The sequence below is a fragment of the Streptomyces sp. NPDC004542 genome, from assembly GCF_040610035.1.
Classification (GTDB): domain Bacteria; phylum Actinomycetota; class Actinomycetes; order Streptomycetales; family Streptomycetaceae; genus Streptomyces.
This window is the reverse complement of sequence record NZ_JBEXLP010000020.1, coordinates 81,764-97,315: the sequence shown is the minus strand read 5'-3', so window position 1 is coordinate 97,315 and position 15,552 is coordinate 81,764. Positions and strand designations below refer to the sequence as shown.

Annotated in this window: 13 protein-coding genes and 2 pseudogenes; 7 read left to right on the top strand and 8 right to left on the bottom strand. The window is 71.2% G+C overall.

Annotation, left to right across the window (positions count from 1 at the left end):
* Window positions 1-85: 85 nt before the first annotated feature.
* From ABZX30_RS14625 to ABZX30_RS14615, 3 genes and pseudogenes are all read left to right on the top strand, one after another.
* A pseudogene (locus ABZX30_RS14625) lies at window positions 86-589 on the top strand (response regulator transcription factor); the annotation flags it as partial.
* Window positions 590-658: 69 nt separating this feature from the next.
* Window positions 659-1,210, top strand: a complete 552-nt coding sequence (locus ABZX30_RS14620; protein ID WP_355933226.1) for a DUF485 domain-containing protein — start codon at window positions 659-661, stop codon at window positions 1,208-1,210.
* On the top strand, window positions 1,207-2,799 hold the full coding sequence (locus ABZX30_RS14615) for a cation acetate symporter (RefSeq protein ID WP_355933224.1): 1,593 nt from the start codon (window positions 1,207-1,209) through the stop codon (window positions 2,797-2,799). Before ABZX30_RS14620 ends, ABZX30_RS14615 begins: the two co-directional genes overlap by 4 nt.
* Window positions 2,800-2,862: 63 nt before the next feature.
* On the opposite strand, the gene ABZX30_RS14610 is transcribed toward ABZX30_RS14615, so the two are convergent.
* Window positions 2,863-3,555, bottom strand: a complete 693-nt coding sequence (locus ABZX30_RS14610) for a response regulator (RefSeq protein ID WP_355933221.1) — start codon at window positions 3,553-3,555, stop codon at window positions 2,863-2,865.
* Window positions 3,556-3,714: 159 nt separating this feature from the next.
* Here ABZX30_RS14610 and ABZX30_RS14605 point away from each other — a divergent pair, with 159 nt between their 5' ends.
* The 3 genes from ABZX30_RS14605 (at window position 3,715) to ABZX30_RS14595 (ending at window position 6,532) form a co-directional block, all read left to right on the top strand.
* A complete protein-coding gene (locus ABZX30_RS14605; RefSeq protein ID WP_355933218.1) occupies window positions 3,715-4,530 on the top strand; it encodes an ABC transporter ATP-binding protein in 816 nt (271 codons plus the stop codon).
* A complete protein-coding gene (locus ABZX30_RS14600) occupies window positions 4,520-5,383 on the top strand; it encodes an ABC transporter permease (RefSeq protein ID WP_355933215.1) in 864 nt (287 codons plus the stop codon). Before ABZX30_RS14605 ends, ABZX30_RS14600 begins: the two co-directional genes overlap by 11 nt.
* A gap of 87 nt (window positions 5,384-5,470) precedes the next feature.
* Window positions 5,471-6,532: an ABC transporter substrate-binding protein gene (locus ABZX30_RS14595; protein ID WP_355933213.1), complete on the top strand. Its 1,062-nt coding sequence runs from the start codon at window positions 5,471-5,473 to the stop codon at window positions 6,530-6,532.
* Between the two features lie 27 nt (window positions 6,533-6,559).
* On the opposite strand, the gene ABZX30_RS14590 is transcribed toward ABZX30_RS14595, so the two are convergent.
* From ABZX30_RS14590 to ABZX30_RS14565, 6 genes and pseudogenes are all read right to left on the bottom strand, one after another.
* Window positions 6,560-7,240, bottom strand: a complete 681-nt coding sequence (locus ABZX30_RS14590; RefSeq protein ID WP_355933210.1) for a response regulator — start codon at window positions 7,238-7,240, stop codon at window positions 6,560-6,562.
* The gene (locus tag ABZX30_RS14585; protein WP_355933208.1) at window positions 7,237-8,919 is read right to left on the bottom strand and encodes a sensor histidine kinase; all 1,683 of its coding nucleotides are present in this window, start codon (window positions 8,917-8,919) and stop codon (window positions 7,237-7,239) included. The genes ABZX30_RS14590 and ABZX30_RS14585 overlap by 4 nt, the downstream gene beginning before the upstream one ends.
* Window positions 8,920-9,016: 97 nt before the next feature.
* A complete protein-coding gene (locus ABZX30_RS14580; RefSeq protein WP_355933205.1) occupies window positions 9,017-9,958 on the bottom strand; it encodes a sucrase ferredoxin in 942 nt (313 codons plus the stop codon).
* Window positions 9,959-10,012: 54 nt separating this feature from the next.
* Window positions 10,013-10,381 (bottom strand): annotated as a pseudogene (locus ABZX30_RS14575) (citrate/2-methylcitrate synthase); the annotation flags it as partial.
* Window positions 10,382-10,579: 198 nt separating this feature from the next.
* Window positions 10,580-10,816 carry a hypothetical protein gene (locus tag ABZX30_RS14570; protein ID WP_355933202.1) on the bottom strand — a complete coding sequence of 79 codons (237 nt, stop codon included), beginning with the start codon at window positions 10,814-10,816 and terminating at the stop codon, window positions 10,580-10,582.
* A gap of 199 nt (window positions 10,817-11,015) precedes the next feature.
* Window positions 11,016-11,600 carry a DUF6082 family protein gene (locus tag ABZX30_RS14565; protein WP_355933199.1) on the bottom strand — a complete coding sequence of 195 codons (585 nt, stop codon included), beginning with the start codon at window positions 11,598-11,600 and terminating at the stop codon, window positions 11,016-11,018.
* A 338-nt stretch (window positions 11,601-11,938) separates the two neighbouring features.
* Between ABZX30_RS14565 and ABZX30_RS14560 the strand changes: the two genes are divergently transcribed.
* Window positions 11,939-13,063, top strand: coding sequence for a GTP-binding protein (locus tag ABZX30_RS14560; protein ID WP_355933197.1), 1,125 nt, complete (start codon window positions 11,939-11,941; stop codon window positions 13,061-13,063).
* Between the two features lie 7 nt (window positions 13,064-13,070).
* On the opposite strand, the gene ABZX30_RS14555 is transcribed toward ABZX30_RS14560, so the two are convergent.
* A complete protein-coding gene (locus tag ABZX30_RS14555; RefSeq protein WP_355933194.1) occupies window positions 13,071-15,530 on the bottom strand; it encodes a DNA topoisomerase IV subunit A in 2,460 nt (819 codons plus the stop codon).
* Between the last annotated feature and the right edge of the window lie 22 nt (window positions 15,531-15,552).

The window sequence follows — 15,552 nt, the reverse complement described above, 5'->3', positions numbered from 1 at the left end:
CGGTGAGCTGACCGCGCCGCGCCGCGTGGCACCGCGGCTCCGGCGCTCGCGTCCGCGCCTTTGAGGCCCGTCGGCGCCGCTCGGGATGCGGATGCCTCGCTGCGACGGGGTGGAGGCGACCCGGCGGATCCGGGCCGAGCACCCCGGGACCGAGGTCGTGGTGCTCACCACCTTCGCGGACGACGATTCGCTGTTCCCCGCGCTGAGAGCGGGAGCACGTGGCTACCTCACCAAGGACGCCGGCGGTGACGAGATCGTCCGGGCCGTGGAGAGTGTGCTGTCGGGACACGCCGGGCTGTCGCCGAGCGTGCAACGGCGGCTGCTGGAAAGGCTCTCGCAGCCCGAGCCGCCCGCCGTGCCCCCGACCTCCCAGGACGCGCCGGACGGACTGACCGCCCGGGAGACCGAGGTACTGGTGCTGATCGCCGAGGGACTCACCAACCAGGAGATCGCCCGCGCACTGCACGTCTCCATGGCGACCGTGAAGACGCACATCAACAACCTCTTCGCCAAGACAGGCCTCAAGGACCGCGCCCAGGCCGTGCGTTACGCGTACGCGAAGGGACTGGCGCGGCCACCAGCGGGTTGAGTCACCTGATGGGGTGAAGAGCCTGGCGAAGCGGAGCCGGGGGTCTCTCCCGTCTGTCCATCCTTGGACATGCAGCCAAGCAACGGTCGTTATCGCCCAGGCGGGGGCGGTCCGGACAGCACCGCCGAGAACCAGGACGGCCACAGCCCGACGTCACCCCACGCGAGGTACGAGGACCCCTGGTACGACGCGCTTGCCTCCGGATGGGGCGAACCGGACGGTACGGGCGTCCCCGCTCCCGCCGCCGTGCCGGCCGCGCGCGCCGGCCTGCCGACGCGGGAGGCCCACGCCCGCGACGTGTACCTCGAGGTGCAGCGGAGTGCGGCCTTCCAGGAGGTGCGCAGCCGGTACCGGAGGTTCGTGGTCCCCGGGGCCGTCCTCTTCCTCGGTTGGTACGTGGGGTATGTGGTGACCGCGACGGCCGCGCCCGGTCTGATGGCCAGGCCCGTGGCGGGCGCGGTGAACGTGGCGATGCTCGCGGGGGCGGGGCAGTTCCTCACCACGTTCCTGTTCACCTGGGCCTACTCCCGGCACGCGCGCCTGCGCAGGGACAGGGCGGCGCTGGAGCTGCGCTGGGACACCCAGGAACTGACGCGTGGCAGCAGGGGCGGTGCGCTGTGACCGATCGGCATCAGACGCTTGCGTTCGTCCTGTTCAGCGCCTTCGTGGCCGTCACCCTGGCGATCACGACCTGGGTGGGGCGTCACCGGCGTGGCTCCGCGGAGGAGTTCTACGCGGGCGGGCGGCTCTTCTCCCCGATGGAGAACGGTTTCGCTGTCGCGGGCGACTACCTTTCGGCCGCCTCGTTCCTGGGCGTCGCCGGGCTGATCGCGCTCTTCGGCTACGACGGTCTGCTGTACGGGGTGGGCTTTCTCGTCGCCTGGCTGGTCGTGCTGTTCCTGGTCGCCGAACTGGTGCGCAACTGCGGCCGGTTCACGCTGGCCGACGTGATCGCCGCGCGGATGAGCGAGCGGCCGGTCCGGATCGCCGCGGGAACCTCCTCGGTCACCGTGTCCGTTCTGTATCTGGTGGCGCAAATGGTGGGCGCGGGCAGCCTGGTCGCGCTGCTGCTCGGACGCTCCAGCGAGGCGGCACAGGCCTGGACCGTGATCGGTGTCGGCGCGCTCATGGTGATCTATGTGTCGTGGGGAGGGATGCGGGCCACCACATGGATCCAGATCGTGAAGGCGGTCCTGATGCTCGGCGGCACCGTGGTGCTGACCGTACTGGTCCTGGTGCGGTTCCACGGTGACTTCGACCGGCTCCTGCTCACGGCCGCCGAACGCAGCGGCCGCGGGCGCGCCTTCCTGGCACCGGGCCTGAAGTACGGCGGGGACTGGACCGCCCGCCTGGACTTCATCAGCCTGGGTCTCGCGCTGGTCCTGGGCACAGCGGGTCTGCCGCACATCCTGGCGCGCTTCTACACGGTCCCGACCGCGCGGGCCGCCCGCCGTTCGGTGGTCTGGTCGATCGGGCTGATCGGCGGCTTCTACCTGATGACGATCGTCCTCGGGCTCGGCGCGGCCGCGATCGTCGGGCCGGAGGAACTGCGCCGCTCGAACGAGGCCGGGAACACGGCGGTTCCGTTGCTGGCGCTCGACCTGGGCGGTGGCGCGCAGTCCACGGGCGGAGCGGTTCTCTTCGCCGTCGTGGCAGCGGTCGCCTTCGCCACGATCCTCGCGGTGGTCGCCGGGATCACACTCGCCTCCTCTGCCTCCGTGGCGCACGACCTCTACGCGTCCCTGCGGCGCGGGCGCTCCGAGCCACGCGGCGAGGTGGCCGTGGCACGCATCGCGGCCGTCGGCATCGGTGTGGTCGCGATCGCACTGGGCCTGCTGGCCCGTGATCTCAACGTCGCCTTCCTGGTCGGACTCGCCTTCGCCGTGGCCGCGTCCGCCAACCTGCCGGTGCTGCTCTACACCCTGTTCTGGCGCGGTTTCACGACGCGTGGCGCCGTGTGGGCCGTATACGGCGGACTGGTTCCGGCGCTCGCCCTCGTGGCGCTCTCCCCGGTGGTGTCAGGCAGTCCGGGTTCGCTGTTCCCGGACGTCGACTTCCAGTACTTCCCCCTGCAGAACCCGGGCATCGTCTCCATCCCGCTGGGCTTCCTGGCAGGCTGGCTCGGAACGGTCACCTCGCCCGAGGCCCCGGACGAGGCGGGGTACGCGGAGACCGAGGTGCGGTCGCTGACCGGAGCGGGGGCCGTGTAGGACGGGGGCCGTGCGGAGCGGGAACGGGGCAGGACGGAGCGAGGGCCGTGGACAAGTGGTTCCTTACGGCGCCACCCACGCGTACCGGTGCTCCGGCCGGCCGGTGTCGCCGTACTTGAGCGAGAGGCGGAGCCGGCCGGCCTGTTCCAGGTGGCGCAGATAGCGCTGGGCGGTGGAGCGGCTCAGGCCGGTTTCGGCGGCGACCTCATGGGCGGAGAGCGGGTGGCCGGCCCGGTGCAGGACCCCGCAGATGAGGTCCGTGGTCGGCTCCGAGTGGCCGCTGGGCAGACCGGGGGAGGACGGCGCGGGCGTGGTCCGCAGGGCACCGAAGATCCGGTCCACCTGGTCCTGGCCCGCCAGACCCCGGCCGCCGACCCGGTCGACGGTGCGGCGCAGCGCGGCGTACGAGTCCAGGCGGGTGCGTAGCGCCGCGAAGGTGAACGGCTTGACGAGATAGTGCAGCGCGCCCAGGCGCATGGCCTTCTGCACCGTGGTCACGTCGCTGGCCGCGGTGATCATGATGACGTCGGTGCCGTGCCCCTGTTCCCGCATGCGGTGCACCAGTTCGAGGCCGGTCTGGTCCGGAAGGTAGTGGTCGAGCAGCACCAGGTCGATGGCTCCGCGTTCCACGGCGGACAGCGCCTGGGCGGCGGAGTGGGCGCGGGCGGCCACCCGGAAGCCGGGAACCTTTCCCACGTACTTGGCGTTGATCTCGGCGACACGGAAGTCGTCGTCCACGACCATGACGTCAATCATCAGGCCTCTCCTTCAAGGCCGGCGAGCGTTAAGCCCGTGTTTCGTGCTCCGCAGTTGTAACCCGAGCAAAATGAGCACAACAGGCTTCAGTGAGCAAAAGAATGGCTTGCGCCCAGAAGACTGATGCTGTGGTCCGGGCCACACCTACCGTCCCGGGCCATGAGCGCAGACACCAGCCCCGCCATCGAGCTACGGGGCGCGAGCAAGATCTTCAGAACCCCGTCGGGGGGTCTGCACACCGCCGTCCGGGACCTGGACCTGACCGTCGGGCGCGGCGAGTTCGTGGCCGTCGTCGGCCCCACCGGCTGCGGCAAGTCCACCACGCTGACCCTGGTCAGCGGCTTGGAGGAGCCCACCGAGGGCGATGTGCTGGTGGCCGGGCAGCCGGTGAACGGAGTCGGCGACAAGGTCGGCTTCGTCTTCCAGCAGGACGCCACCTTCCCCTGGCGGACGGTCCTGTCCAACGTCATGGCGGGCCCGCGTTTCCGTGGCGTACCGAAGCAGGAGGCCAAGCAGAAGGCCCGTGAGTGGCTGGCCCGGGTGGGGCTTGCCGCCTTCGAGGACCGCTACCCCCACCAGCTGTCCGGTGGCCAGCGCAAGCGCGTCGCGCTCGCCGCCACCTTCGTCAACGACCCCGAGATCCTGCTGATGGACGAGCCCTTCTCGGCGCTCGACGTGCAGACCCGGGCGCTGATGTCGGACGAGCTGCTGGAACTGTGGGAGGGCACCGGCGCCTCCGTCGTCTTCGTCACCCACGACCTGGAGGAGTCCATCGCGCTGGCCGACAAGGTCGTCGTGATGACCGCCGGGCCCGCGACGGTCAAGCAGGTCTTCGACATCGACCTGCCGCGGCCGCGCAAGGTAGAACAGGTACGGCTGGAACCGCGGTTCATCGAGATCTACCGCGAGATCTGGGAGTCCCTCGGCGAAGAGGTCCGCATCACCCGTGAGAGGGGTGCCGCTCATGTCGCCTGAGGTCATCAGCACGCCGGTCGTCGACACGGTGAAGACTCCGGGCCGCGCGCAGTCGCGGGCCCAGGCCGCCCGCAGACGCAAGGTGGTCGTCTCCGCCGCACGGGTGCTCGTCTTGGTGGCCGTGCTCGGCCTGTGGGAGGGGCTGTCCCGGGCCAAGGCCATCGATCCGTTCAACTTCTCGATGCCCTCGCAGATCTGGGACCAGATCTCCACCTGGGTGATGCACGGAACGGCGCAGGGCTCGCTGGGCGAGCAGATCTGGGCCACGCTCCAGGAGGCGCTGCTCGGCTGGGTCATCGGTGTGGTCGCCGGTGTGCTCTTCGGTATCGCTCTGGGCCGGATCGCCTTCCTCGCCGATGTCCTCGGTCCGTACATCAAGGTGCTCAACTCCATCCCCAGGATCGTCCTCGCCCCGATCTTCGTGATCTGGTTCGGGCTGGGCCCCGCCTCCAAGGTCGCGTCGGCCGTGGTGCTGGTGTTCTTCCCGGTGTTCTTCAACGCCTTCCAGGGGGCCCGCGAGGTTGACCGCAACCTGGTGTCCAACGCCCGGATCCTCGGCGCGAGCGACCGCCGGGTGACGCTTCAGGTGGTCATCCCGTCGGCGACCTCCTGGATCTTCACCAGCCTGCACGTCAGCTTCGGCTTCGCCCTCATCGGCGCCATCGTCGGCGAGTACATCGGCGCCACCAAGGGCATCGGCCTGCTCGTCGCCCAGTCCCAGGGCACCTTCAACGCCGCCGGCGTCTACGCCGCGATGGTCATCCTCGCGGCCGTGGCCCTCGTCGCCGAGGGACTGCTGACCTTCGCCGAGCACCGCATCTTCCGCTGGAAGCCGTCGAACTCCGGCCACTGAGCCCGGTCCCCCGCGCCGCCCCGAAGCCGGGCGCCCCGAGACACCCCCCTTCCTCCGCACCGCCCTCTCACAAGGACGTGAACCGTCATGCGCAAGACCGCCAGATACGCCGCGCTCGCCGCCTCCGGCCTGCTCGCCCTCTCCTCGCTCACCGCCTGCGCCAACGACGCGGCGAGCAGCACCTCCGCCGCCTCCGGCAGCAAGGGCGACGGCAAGGGGACGAAGGTCAAGATCATGGTCGGTGGCCTGGACAAGGTCATCTACCTGCCCGCGATGCTGACCCAGCGGCTCGGCTACTTCGACTCCGAGGGCCTCGACGTGGAACTCCTCAGCGAGCCCGCCGGTGTCCAGGCCGAGACCGCGCTCGTCTCCGGCCAGGTCCAGGGCGCCGTCGGCTTCTACGACCACACCCTCGACCTGCAGACCAAGGGCAAGTCCGTGGAGTCCGTCGTGCAGTTCTCGCACGCGCCCGGTGAGGTCGAGGTCGTCTCCACCAAGAAGGCGGGTGACATCACCTCGCCGAAGGACTTCAAGGGCAAGAAGCTCGGCATCACCGGTCTCGGCTCCTCGACCGACTTCCTCACCAAGTACCTGGCCGTCAAGAACGGCGTGAAGGTCAGCGACTTCAGCCCGGTCGCCGTCGGCGCGGGGCCGACGTTCATCTCCGCGCTGCAGCAGGGCTCGATCGACGCCGGCATGACGACCGACCCGACCGTCGCCACGATCCTGGACAAGAAGGCGGGCAAGGTCCTCCTCGACATGCGGACGCCCGCGGGCTCCAAGGAGGCGCTTGGCGGCCCGTACCCGTCGTCCAGTCTGTACATGCAGACGGACTGGGTGAACAGCCACAAGGACACGGTCCAGAAGCTGGCCAACGCGTTCGTCAGGACACTCAAGTGGATGTCGGCCCACAGCGCCTCCGAGATCGCGGCGAAGATGCCCGCCGACTACTCCCAGGGCAACAAGACGCTGTACGCCGAGGCCATCAAGAGCACGCTGCCGATGTTCACCGACGACGGGGTGATGCCCGCGGACGGCCCCGAGACCGTCGAGAAGGTCCTCAAGGCGTTCAACCCCAACATCAAGAACGCCAAGGTGGACCTGAGCAAGACCTACACGACCGAATTCGTGGAGAAGGCCGCTAAGTAACCGGGCCGGCATCCCCGTCGGCAGCGCTCAGGCGCGGGTCGCCCACACGTAACGGTGTTCCGGGCGGCCCGCGTCGCCGTACTTGAGGGTCAGCCTCGCCCGGCCGGTGCGCTCCAGCAGCTTCAGATAGCGCTGGGCGGTCTGCCGGCTCACCCCGGTCCGCTCGGCGATCTCCTGGGCCGACAGCGGGTCGTCGGCGTTCATCAGGGACCGGCGCACCAGCTCGGCGGTGGTGGGGGAGTGCCCCTTGGGCAGCGCGGGTTCCGACGGCGCGGACAGCGCGCCGAAGATACGGTCCACCTCCGCCTGTTCGGCCTCGCCGCCGCCATCGAGGGTGCGGCGCAGCTGCGCGTACGCCTCGAGCTTGGCCCGCAGACCGGCGAAGCCGAACGGCTTCACCAGGTACTGCAGCGCACCCTGCCGCATGGCGGCCTGCACTGTCGACACGTCCCGGGCCGCCGTCACCATGATCACGTCGGTCTGGTGGCCCCGGCGGCGCATCTCCCGCACGACCGCCAGGCCCGTCTCGTCGGGCAGGTAGTGGTCCATCAGAACCAGGTCGAGGCGTGGCAGCGTCTGAAGCCAGTGCAGCGCCTCCGCCGCGCTGTGCGCCTGCGCGGCCACATGGAAGCCCGGCACCTTCGCCACGTAGGCGGTGTTGACCCGCGCCACCCGGACGTCGTCGTCCACGACCAGGACCTCGATCACCGGGCCTCCTCCTGGTCGGCGGCCGGGGCGGACACGGTGAGGGCCGGCTGCTGACCCGCCGCCGGACCCGGCTCGGCCAGCGCCTCCGGCAGGACGACGGTGAACCGGGCGCCCCCGCCCTCCGCCTCGGTCACCGTGGCGCTCCCGCCCTGCCGCTCGGCGAACCGGCGCACCAAGGAGAGCCCGATGCCCCGCTTGCGGTGCGCGGGCGGCTTCTTCGTGGACCAGCCGTCCGTGAAGACCAGCTCCCGTTGCTCCACCGGGATACCGGGCCCGGTGTCACGCACCTGGAGGACGACCGTACGCGCCTCGGCGCGCAGTTCGACCTCCACGCGCGCGTGCGGGGTGCCCGCGACGGCGTCGAGCGCGTTGTCGACCAGGTTGCCCACGACCGTGACCAGCCCCCTGGGATCGATCAGCCGGTCCGGCAGCCTGGTCGCGTCGGAGACCCACAGGGCCGCCCCGCGCTCGGCCGCGACAGTCGCCTTGCCGACCAGCAGTGCGGCCAGCAGCGGGTCCTGGATCTTCTCGGTGACCTGCTCCGCGGTGGCCCGGTGGTCGCCGACGACCTCGCCGACGAACTCCACGGCGTCGTCGTACATCTCCAGCTCCAGCAGACCCAGCAGCGTGTGCATGCGGTTGGCGTGCTCGTGGTCCTGGGCCCGCAGGGCGTCGATCAGGCCCCGGGTGGAGTCGAGTTCGCGGCCCAGCTGCTCCAGCTCGGTACGGTCGCGCAGGGTGGCCACCGCGCCGCCGTCGTCGGTGGGCATGCGGTTGGCGACCAGGACCCGCTGGCCGCGCACGGTGAGCAGGTCGGTGCCGGTGACCCGGCCGGCCAGGACGTCGGTCGTACGGCCCGCGCCGAGCGCCTCGTCCGGTGACCGGCCGACCGCCTCGTCGCCGATGCCCAGCAGGCGCCGTGCCTCGTCGTTGAGCAGGCGGACGCGGCCCGCGCGGTCGAGGGCGACGACGCCCTCCCGGATTCCGTGCAGCATCGCCTCACGCTCCGCGAGCAGCGCCGATATGTCCGAGAAGGCGAGGTCCCGGGTCTGCCGCTGCACCCTGCGGGAGATCAGCCAGGCGGCCAGCGCGCCGACCGCGAGGGCGCCGCCCGCGTACGCGAACAGTCCGGGGATCGCGCCGATGAACCGTGCCCGCACGCTGTCGTAGGCGATGCCCACCGAGACGGCGCCGATGATCCGGTGGCCGGCGTCGTACAGCGGTACCTTGCCGCGGGCGGAGCGGCCCAGGGTGCCGCTGTCGATCATCATGACTTCCTTGCCCGCGAGCGCCTCGCCGGGGTCCGTCGAGACGTGGCCGCCTATCTGGTCGGGAGCGGTGTGCGACCAGCGCACGCCCCTCAGGTCCATCACCACGATGTACTCGGCACGGGTGGCACGGCGGATCCGCTCCGCCTCCCGCTGCACCGGGCCGTCGGCAGTGGGCGGGGTGCTCAGCAGGTCCTTGGCGATCTGCGGGTCCTGCGCGGTGGTCTGCGCGATGGCGAGCGCACGGCGCATCGCCTCCTGGTCGAGCTGCTTGCTCAGCGGCGCCAGGAACAGTCCGGTCGCGAGCACCGCGACTCCCGCGGCGATCGCCACCTGCATCAGCAGGACCTGCGAGAACATCCGGCGTGGCAGGCCCAGGCGCCGTCGGCGCGCGGGGGGAGTGGGGCTCATACCCAAGACGGTACGTGGGACGCCGGGCGCTGCCGAAGGGGTGTGGCGTGGATCTCTTGACCAGCTCTTGGGGAAACGGTGTGCCGTTCCCTAGTCCCTAGCCGGCCCGCCCCGCACCGGTCAGTTCCCGCACCGCCACCACGTCCATCCGGGCCGGCGCACCGAGCACGGCCGCCCCGCAGCTCTCGGGGCGGGGCGGCAGCGAGGCGCCCTGGGCCACGGTCACCCGCCAGTGGCGGCCGTCGGTGTGGGCGACGGTCACCTCCCAGTGCGGCCCCGCGCCGTCCGTCCGTACGACGCTCAGCGCCTCCGCCGCGTACTCGCCCGTCGCGGAGCGCACGGCCAGTTCCGCCGCCTGTCCGGGACGAGACCAGGCGGACCGCCCGCGGCACCCTTCGGCGACGACACGGCCCTCCTGGACGCCGTGCAGGACTTCCTTGACGGCGTGGGCCTCGGCCCGGCCGTACGCGTATCCGTACGGCAGCACGAGCACCGTCGGTGAGAAGCGATGTCCACCCAGATGAGTGACCTCCCACACGCCGGGCACGCCGGACGCGCCGAGTTCGGCGGCGAGGGGACGGCCGAGGAGGGCGCAGCAGCGGTCGCGCTTGCCGTTGGTGCAGACGAGGGCGAGCGGGCCGCCCTCGTGCGCGCGCCCCCCGAGCGCCGCACCGAAGCTGCTGTGGTCACCGGCGCCCAGGGCGGCGAAGTCGAGGCCGAGCAGCTGTCCCGGGTCGTGGGTGGTGGCGTGCCGCAGCCAGCCGCTTCCGGGGACGGTGTGCGCCACGTACACCTGGCGCTCGGCGGGCGTCCCGGGGTCGGCGTGCCGGCCGGGACGGCGGACGAGGGCGATCCGCACACCGGTGCCCTCGGCGGCGGCCTCCAGGGCGCGGCCCAGCGCGGGGTCCAGGTGGCTCGATGTGAGCGCCTTGGCGCCCCACGGCCCGGGCTGCTCCAGCAGCAGCCACGTCGTCGCCGTGGCCGCGGTACCGGAGACGGGCTCGTCGAGGCTCCGGGAGACGGTCGCGCACCTACTCACACAGGTAAGCCTAACCTGGCTTTCCTCGAAGCGACTTCCAGCCCTCCTCGTGTCCTACTCGGGCAGGGGCAGGGGCAGGGGCTGAGGCGGCTGCGGACCGACGTAGTGCCCGCTGGGGCGCATGCGCAGCGGGCGCTCCCCGTACTCCTCCAGGGCGTGGGCGACGGCGGGGACTGTCCCGCCCGCGCCGGCGGGCATGCCGGCGGCCACGGTGAACACGGCGAGGCCGGGTCCACGTTGGCGTGCGGCGGACTGTGGCCGGCGGTCGTGGCGACGATGTCCAGGGCCGCGAGGAGGGCGGGTTCGGCGCGCTGGAACCGCTCCAGGAGGCCCGACTGGACGCGCGCGGGGGTCCTCGCCCGGGTAGAGCCGGTGGCCGAGCCCGGGGATGCGGCGGCCGGCCCGGAGTCCGTCCGCGATCACGGCACGGCGGTGCCCTGCATCCGGCCGGTGGCCCGGTACGAGGGCCGGAACCACCGGTGGCGGTGCCGGTGGTGGCCTGAGCGGAAGGCCCGGCCCGACCGCCGGGGAGTCTCCCCACGGCACCTCGCCGAGGTCACGGAGTGCCGTGGAAGAGGGGCTCCCCGGTGCCGTGTTGCCGGGGTGGACGCGTCGGCCGCGTTACGCGTCCGGGATGTCGGCCTTGGCCCGGACGAGTGTCTCGCGCGTGATCACCACGATCCGCTCGTCATCGGCACGCGCCGCGTCGGCCGGCAGTTCGGCGTCCAGGGCTTCCGTGCGGTCGGTGCCGATCACCGCGAAGTTTCCGTCCTGCAGTTCAAAGATGTCCGGGCAGGACTGCCCGGTCACGCTTCCTCTCTGGCGAGGTGAGGCACCAATGCGGCGCACGATCTTCAAGTGGATCCCGGTCCTTGCTCGGTCGGTCAGTAGCTGTCCTCGTGGCGGCCGCCAGGAAGTGGGTGGCTCCTGGGCCGACAGGGGCTGGGCCTGCTGCGACGGCTGGTGTGCTCCAGGGCAGGCGGGGACAACCTAGCTTGCACCGATCGCTCATGGGGGCCAGATCTGTTCGTCTGAGTGAGTGACAGTAAAACGGGGTTCAGTCGTCGGTGCTGTCGCCCACGACCCACCACTCGTCCGTGTCCGCCTCGTCCAGTTCGAGCAGCAACTCGTCGGTCATCCTGCCGATCTCCGCCTCGTCGGTGTCGTCCCGCAGGCTGGCCCGGTGCGGCCGGGTGGCCTCCCAGTAGGCGCGCGCCGTGGGGCTCTGGAAGAGCATGCGGATGTGACCGCGCAGCTCACCGCGGCTGAGCAGACCGATCCGGTACCCGTTCAGGGCGTGCACGTACAGGACGTTGGCGAACAGGTACTGCTTCTGGACCTGGGGCGGCACATCGCCCTGGTAGGTGTCGAGGACCGGGAGCAGGTCCTGGTCCTCCATCGCCGCCAGCAGGAGTTGCCGGTGATCGCGCTGGTACTCGAGGAGGTCCGCGCGCCGGGCGGCCTGCCGGTGCTGTTCCTCGAGGGCGTCCAGGCGCCGCAGCACCTCGGTGTGCATGCGGGTCAATGCCTCGACGGCGCGGCGGTGCGCCAGTAAGGAAGCCATGGTGCCGGCCACCGAAAGCGTGAGGGCCGCCGTGGCGACGGAGCCAAGCCCCCGTATCCCAGTCTTCCGTGCGGCCATGTCAACCCCCGAATCAGGCGGCCGTCCGCCGGTCGTCGGGATGCGGGTCGACTGTGGGACGCGGGTCGACTGGAGGGACCGGCGAGCGGTGGGCGGCGCTTGCCGTCTCCCAGAGTGCCGAGCGGCTCTGATCGGCGGGGAGGCGGGAGAGGCGGCGCACGGAGGGAAGCGAGGGTCGCACACCCCGGCGCCATGCCCAACGTCTGCCCCGCAAGGCCTGCTAACAATCGTTCACTCCGCGGGCTTTCCCCCTACTCGTATCCTGGGTCGGCATTTCATCCTTGTCCGCGCGCCGGGCCGTGAGCCGGTGCGCGCGTCCGCGTGAGAGAGGTCGCACGGTGGGGCACAGCCGCAGTCCGCAGCAGATCCCGGTCGTCGTACTCGCCGGTTTCCTCGGCTCCGGGAAGACCACGCTCCTCAACCACCTTCTGCACCACAGCGGGGGCAGCCGCATCGGAGCGATCGTCAACGACTTCGGGGCCATCGAGATCGACGCCATGGCGGTCGCGGGGGCGCTCGGTGACTCCACCGTCTCGCTCGGCAACGGGTGTCTGTGCTGCGCCGTCGACGCGAGCGAGCTCGACCTCTACCTGGAACGGCTCGCCGCTCCCGCCACCGGCATCGACGTCATCGTCATCGAGGCCAGCGGCCTCGCAGAACCCCAGGAACTCGTCCGCATGGTGCTGGCCAGCGAGCACCCCGGGATCGTCTACGGCGGGCTGATCGAGGTCGTCGACGCCGCCGAGTTCGACGACACGCGCGCGAAGCACCCGGAGATCGACCGGCATCTCGCCCTCGCCGACCTGGTGGTGGTCAACAAGTTCGACCGGGCCGCGGACGGCGAACGCCTGCTGGGCGTGGTCCGCTCCCTCGCCGGCCGCGCCGCGGTGGTCCCCGCCCTCTACGGCCGCGTCGACCCCGAGTTCCTCTTCGACTGCCGGCCGAGCGAGGAGCGGGTCGGCCAGCTGTCCTTCGACGACCTGTACGAGGTCGGCCCGCACGAGGCCGACCCGTGCGAGCACGAGGACGGCGCCGGTCACGCCGGACATCTGCACACCGCCTACGACAGCCTGTCCTTCACCGCGGAGGTCCCCCTCGAGCCACGCCGGCTGATGGCCTTCCTCGACAGCCGGCCCGAGGGGCTGTACCGGATCAAGGGATACGTCGACTTCGGCCCGTACGACACCCGGAACCGGTACGCCGTGCACGCCGTCGGCCGGTTCCTGCGCTTCTCCCCGGAGCCCTGGGGGCCGGCCGACGCCCGGCTGACCCAGCTCGTCCTCATCGGCACCGGCATCGACGCGCCCACCCTCGGCAAGGAGCTCCAGGCGTGCGAGGACGGCGCCCCACACGCCGACGAACACGGCATGTGGGGCGTCCTGCGCTACGTACGCGATCCCGAGGTCCCCCGGAGTACGACCCCGGGGATCCGCCGGCCTGAAGCCGGTCCAGAGCCGGCCTGAAGCCGGCCTAGAGCAACGGGCCCGCCATCACCCACACCGTCTTCGGCAGCGACGTGCCCGAACCGTCCCGCCGCGGGTCCGGCTCCGGAAGCTCGACCGGGGTGCCGTCCTTCTGCGCCGCGCGCGCGGGTACCGGACCCGCCCACGCGAAGGACAGGCAGTCCTCGCCCTTCAGGAACCGCTGGCAGCGCACGCCGCCGGTGGCCCGGCCCTTGCGCGGGAACGGGTCGAACGGGGTCAGCTTGGCCGTCGTCTGCACGGAGTCGTCCAGCGTTCCGCGCGAGCCCGCCACCGTGAAGACCACCGCGTCCGCCGCCGGGTCGACGGCGGTGAAGGAGATCACCTTCGCGCCGTCGGCCAGCTTGATGCCCGCCATGCCGCCCGCCGGACGGCCCTGCGGGCGGACGATGGACGCCTGGAAGCGCAGCAGCTGGGCGTCGTCGGTGATGAACACCAGGTCCTCGTCGCCGGTGCGCAGCTCCGCCGCGCCGACGATCCGGTCGCCCTCCTTGAGCGTGATGACCTCCAGCTCGTCCTTGTTGGCCGGGTAGTCGGGGACCACCCGCTTGACCACGCCCTGCTCCGTGCCCAGCGCCAGGCCCGGCGACGACTCGTCCAGCGTGGTCAGACAGACCACCGTCTCGTCGTCCTCCAGGGAGACGAACTCCGCCAGCGGCGCCCCACCGGCGAGGTTCGGCGCCGCCGCCGTGTCGGGCAGCTGGGGCAGGTCGACCACGTTGATCCGCAGCAGCCGGCCGGCCGACGTCACCGCGCCCACCTCGCCGCGCGCGGTCGCCGGGACCGCCGAGACGATCACGTCGTGCTTGACGCGCCGGCCGTCGGCGTCCTGCGCGAACGGTTCGCCGTTCGCCGTACGGGCCAGCAGACCCGTCGACGACAGCAGCACCCGGCACGGATCGTCCGCCACCTGGAGCGGGACCGCCGCCACCTGGGTGCCCGCCGACTCCAAGAGCACCGTGCGCCGGTCGGTGCCGAACTTCTTCGCCACCGCGGCCAGTTCGGTCGAGACCAGCTTGCGCAGCTCCGCGTCCGAGTCCAGGATCCGGGTCAGCTCCTCGATCTCCGCGTTGAGCCGGTCCTTCTCCGCCTCCAGCTCGATGCGGTCGAACTTCGTCAGGCGCCGCAGCGGCGTGTCGAGGATGTACTGCGTCTGGATCTCGCTCAGCGAGAAGCGCTCCATCAGGCGCTGCTTCGCCTGCGCGGAGTTCTCGCTGGAGCGGATCAGCTGGATGACCTCGTCGATGTCCACCAGGGCCGTGAGCAGGCCCTCGACCAGGTGCAGGCGGTCGCGGCGCTTGCCGCGGCGGAACTCGCTGCGGCGCCGGACGACGTCGAAGCGGTGGTCGAGGTAGACCTCGAGCAGCTCCTTCAGGCCCAGGGTGAGCGGCTGGCCGTCGACCAGACAGACGTTGTTGATGCCGAAGGACTCCTCCATCGGCGTCAGCTTGTACAGCTGCTCCAGGACGGCCTCCGGGACGAAGCCGTTCTTGATCTCGATGACCAGGCGCAGGCCGTGCTCACGGTCGGTGAGGTCCTTGACGTCGGCGATGCCCTGCAGCTTCTTGGCGCCCACCAGGTCCTTGATCTTGGCGATCACCTTCTCCGGACCGACGGTGAAGGGCAGCTCCGTGACGACCAGGCCCTTGCGGCGCGCGGTGACGGTCTCCACCGCCACCGTGGCCCGGATCCTGAAGGTGCCGCGGCCCGTCTCGTACGCGTCCCGGACGCCGCTGAGGCCGACGATCCGGCCGCCGGTGGGCAGGTCGGGGCCCGGCACGTGCCGCATCAGGGCGTCGAGGTCGGCGTTGGGGTGCCTGATCAGGTGGCGGGCGGCCGCGACGACCTCGCGCAGGTTGTGCGGCGGCATGTTCGTGGCCATGCCGACCGCGATCCCGGAAGCGCCGTTGACCAGCAGGTTCGGGAAGGCGGCGGGCAGGGCGAGCGGCTCCCGCTCCTGGCCGTCGTAGTTCGGGACGAAGTCGACCGTGTCCTCGTCGATCGACTCGGTCATCAGGCTCGTCGCCTCGGCCATCCGGCACTCGGTGTACCGCATGGCGGCCGGCGGGTCGTCGTTGCCCAGCGAGCCGAAGTTGCCGTGGCCGTCCACCAGGGGCACGCGCATCGAGAAGGGCTGCGCCATGCGCACCAGCGCGTCGTAGATCGACGCGTCGCCGTGCGGGTGCAGCTTGCCCATGACGTCGCCGACGACGCGGGCGCACTTCACGTAACCCCGCTCCGGACGCAGGCCCATCTCGTTCATCTGGTAGACGATGCGGCGGTGCACGGGCTTGAGGCCGTCGCGGGCGTCCGGCAGGGCCCGCGAGTAGATGACCGAGTACGCGTACTCGAGGTAGGAGCCACGCATCTCGTCCACGACGTCGATGTCGAGGATCCTCTCCTCGTACGAGTCGTCGGGCGGCGGGGTCTTCGTGCTGCGGCGGGCCATCGCTGCCGGCTCCTCTTTTCTG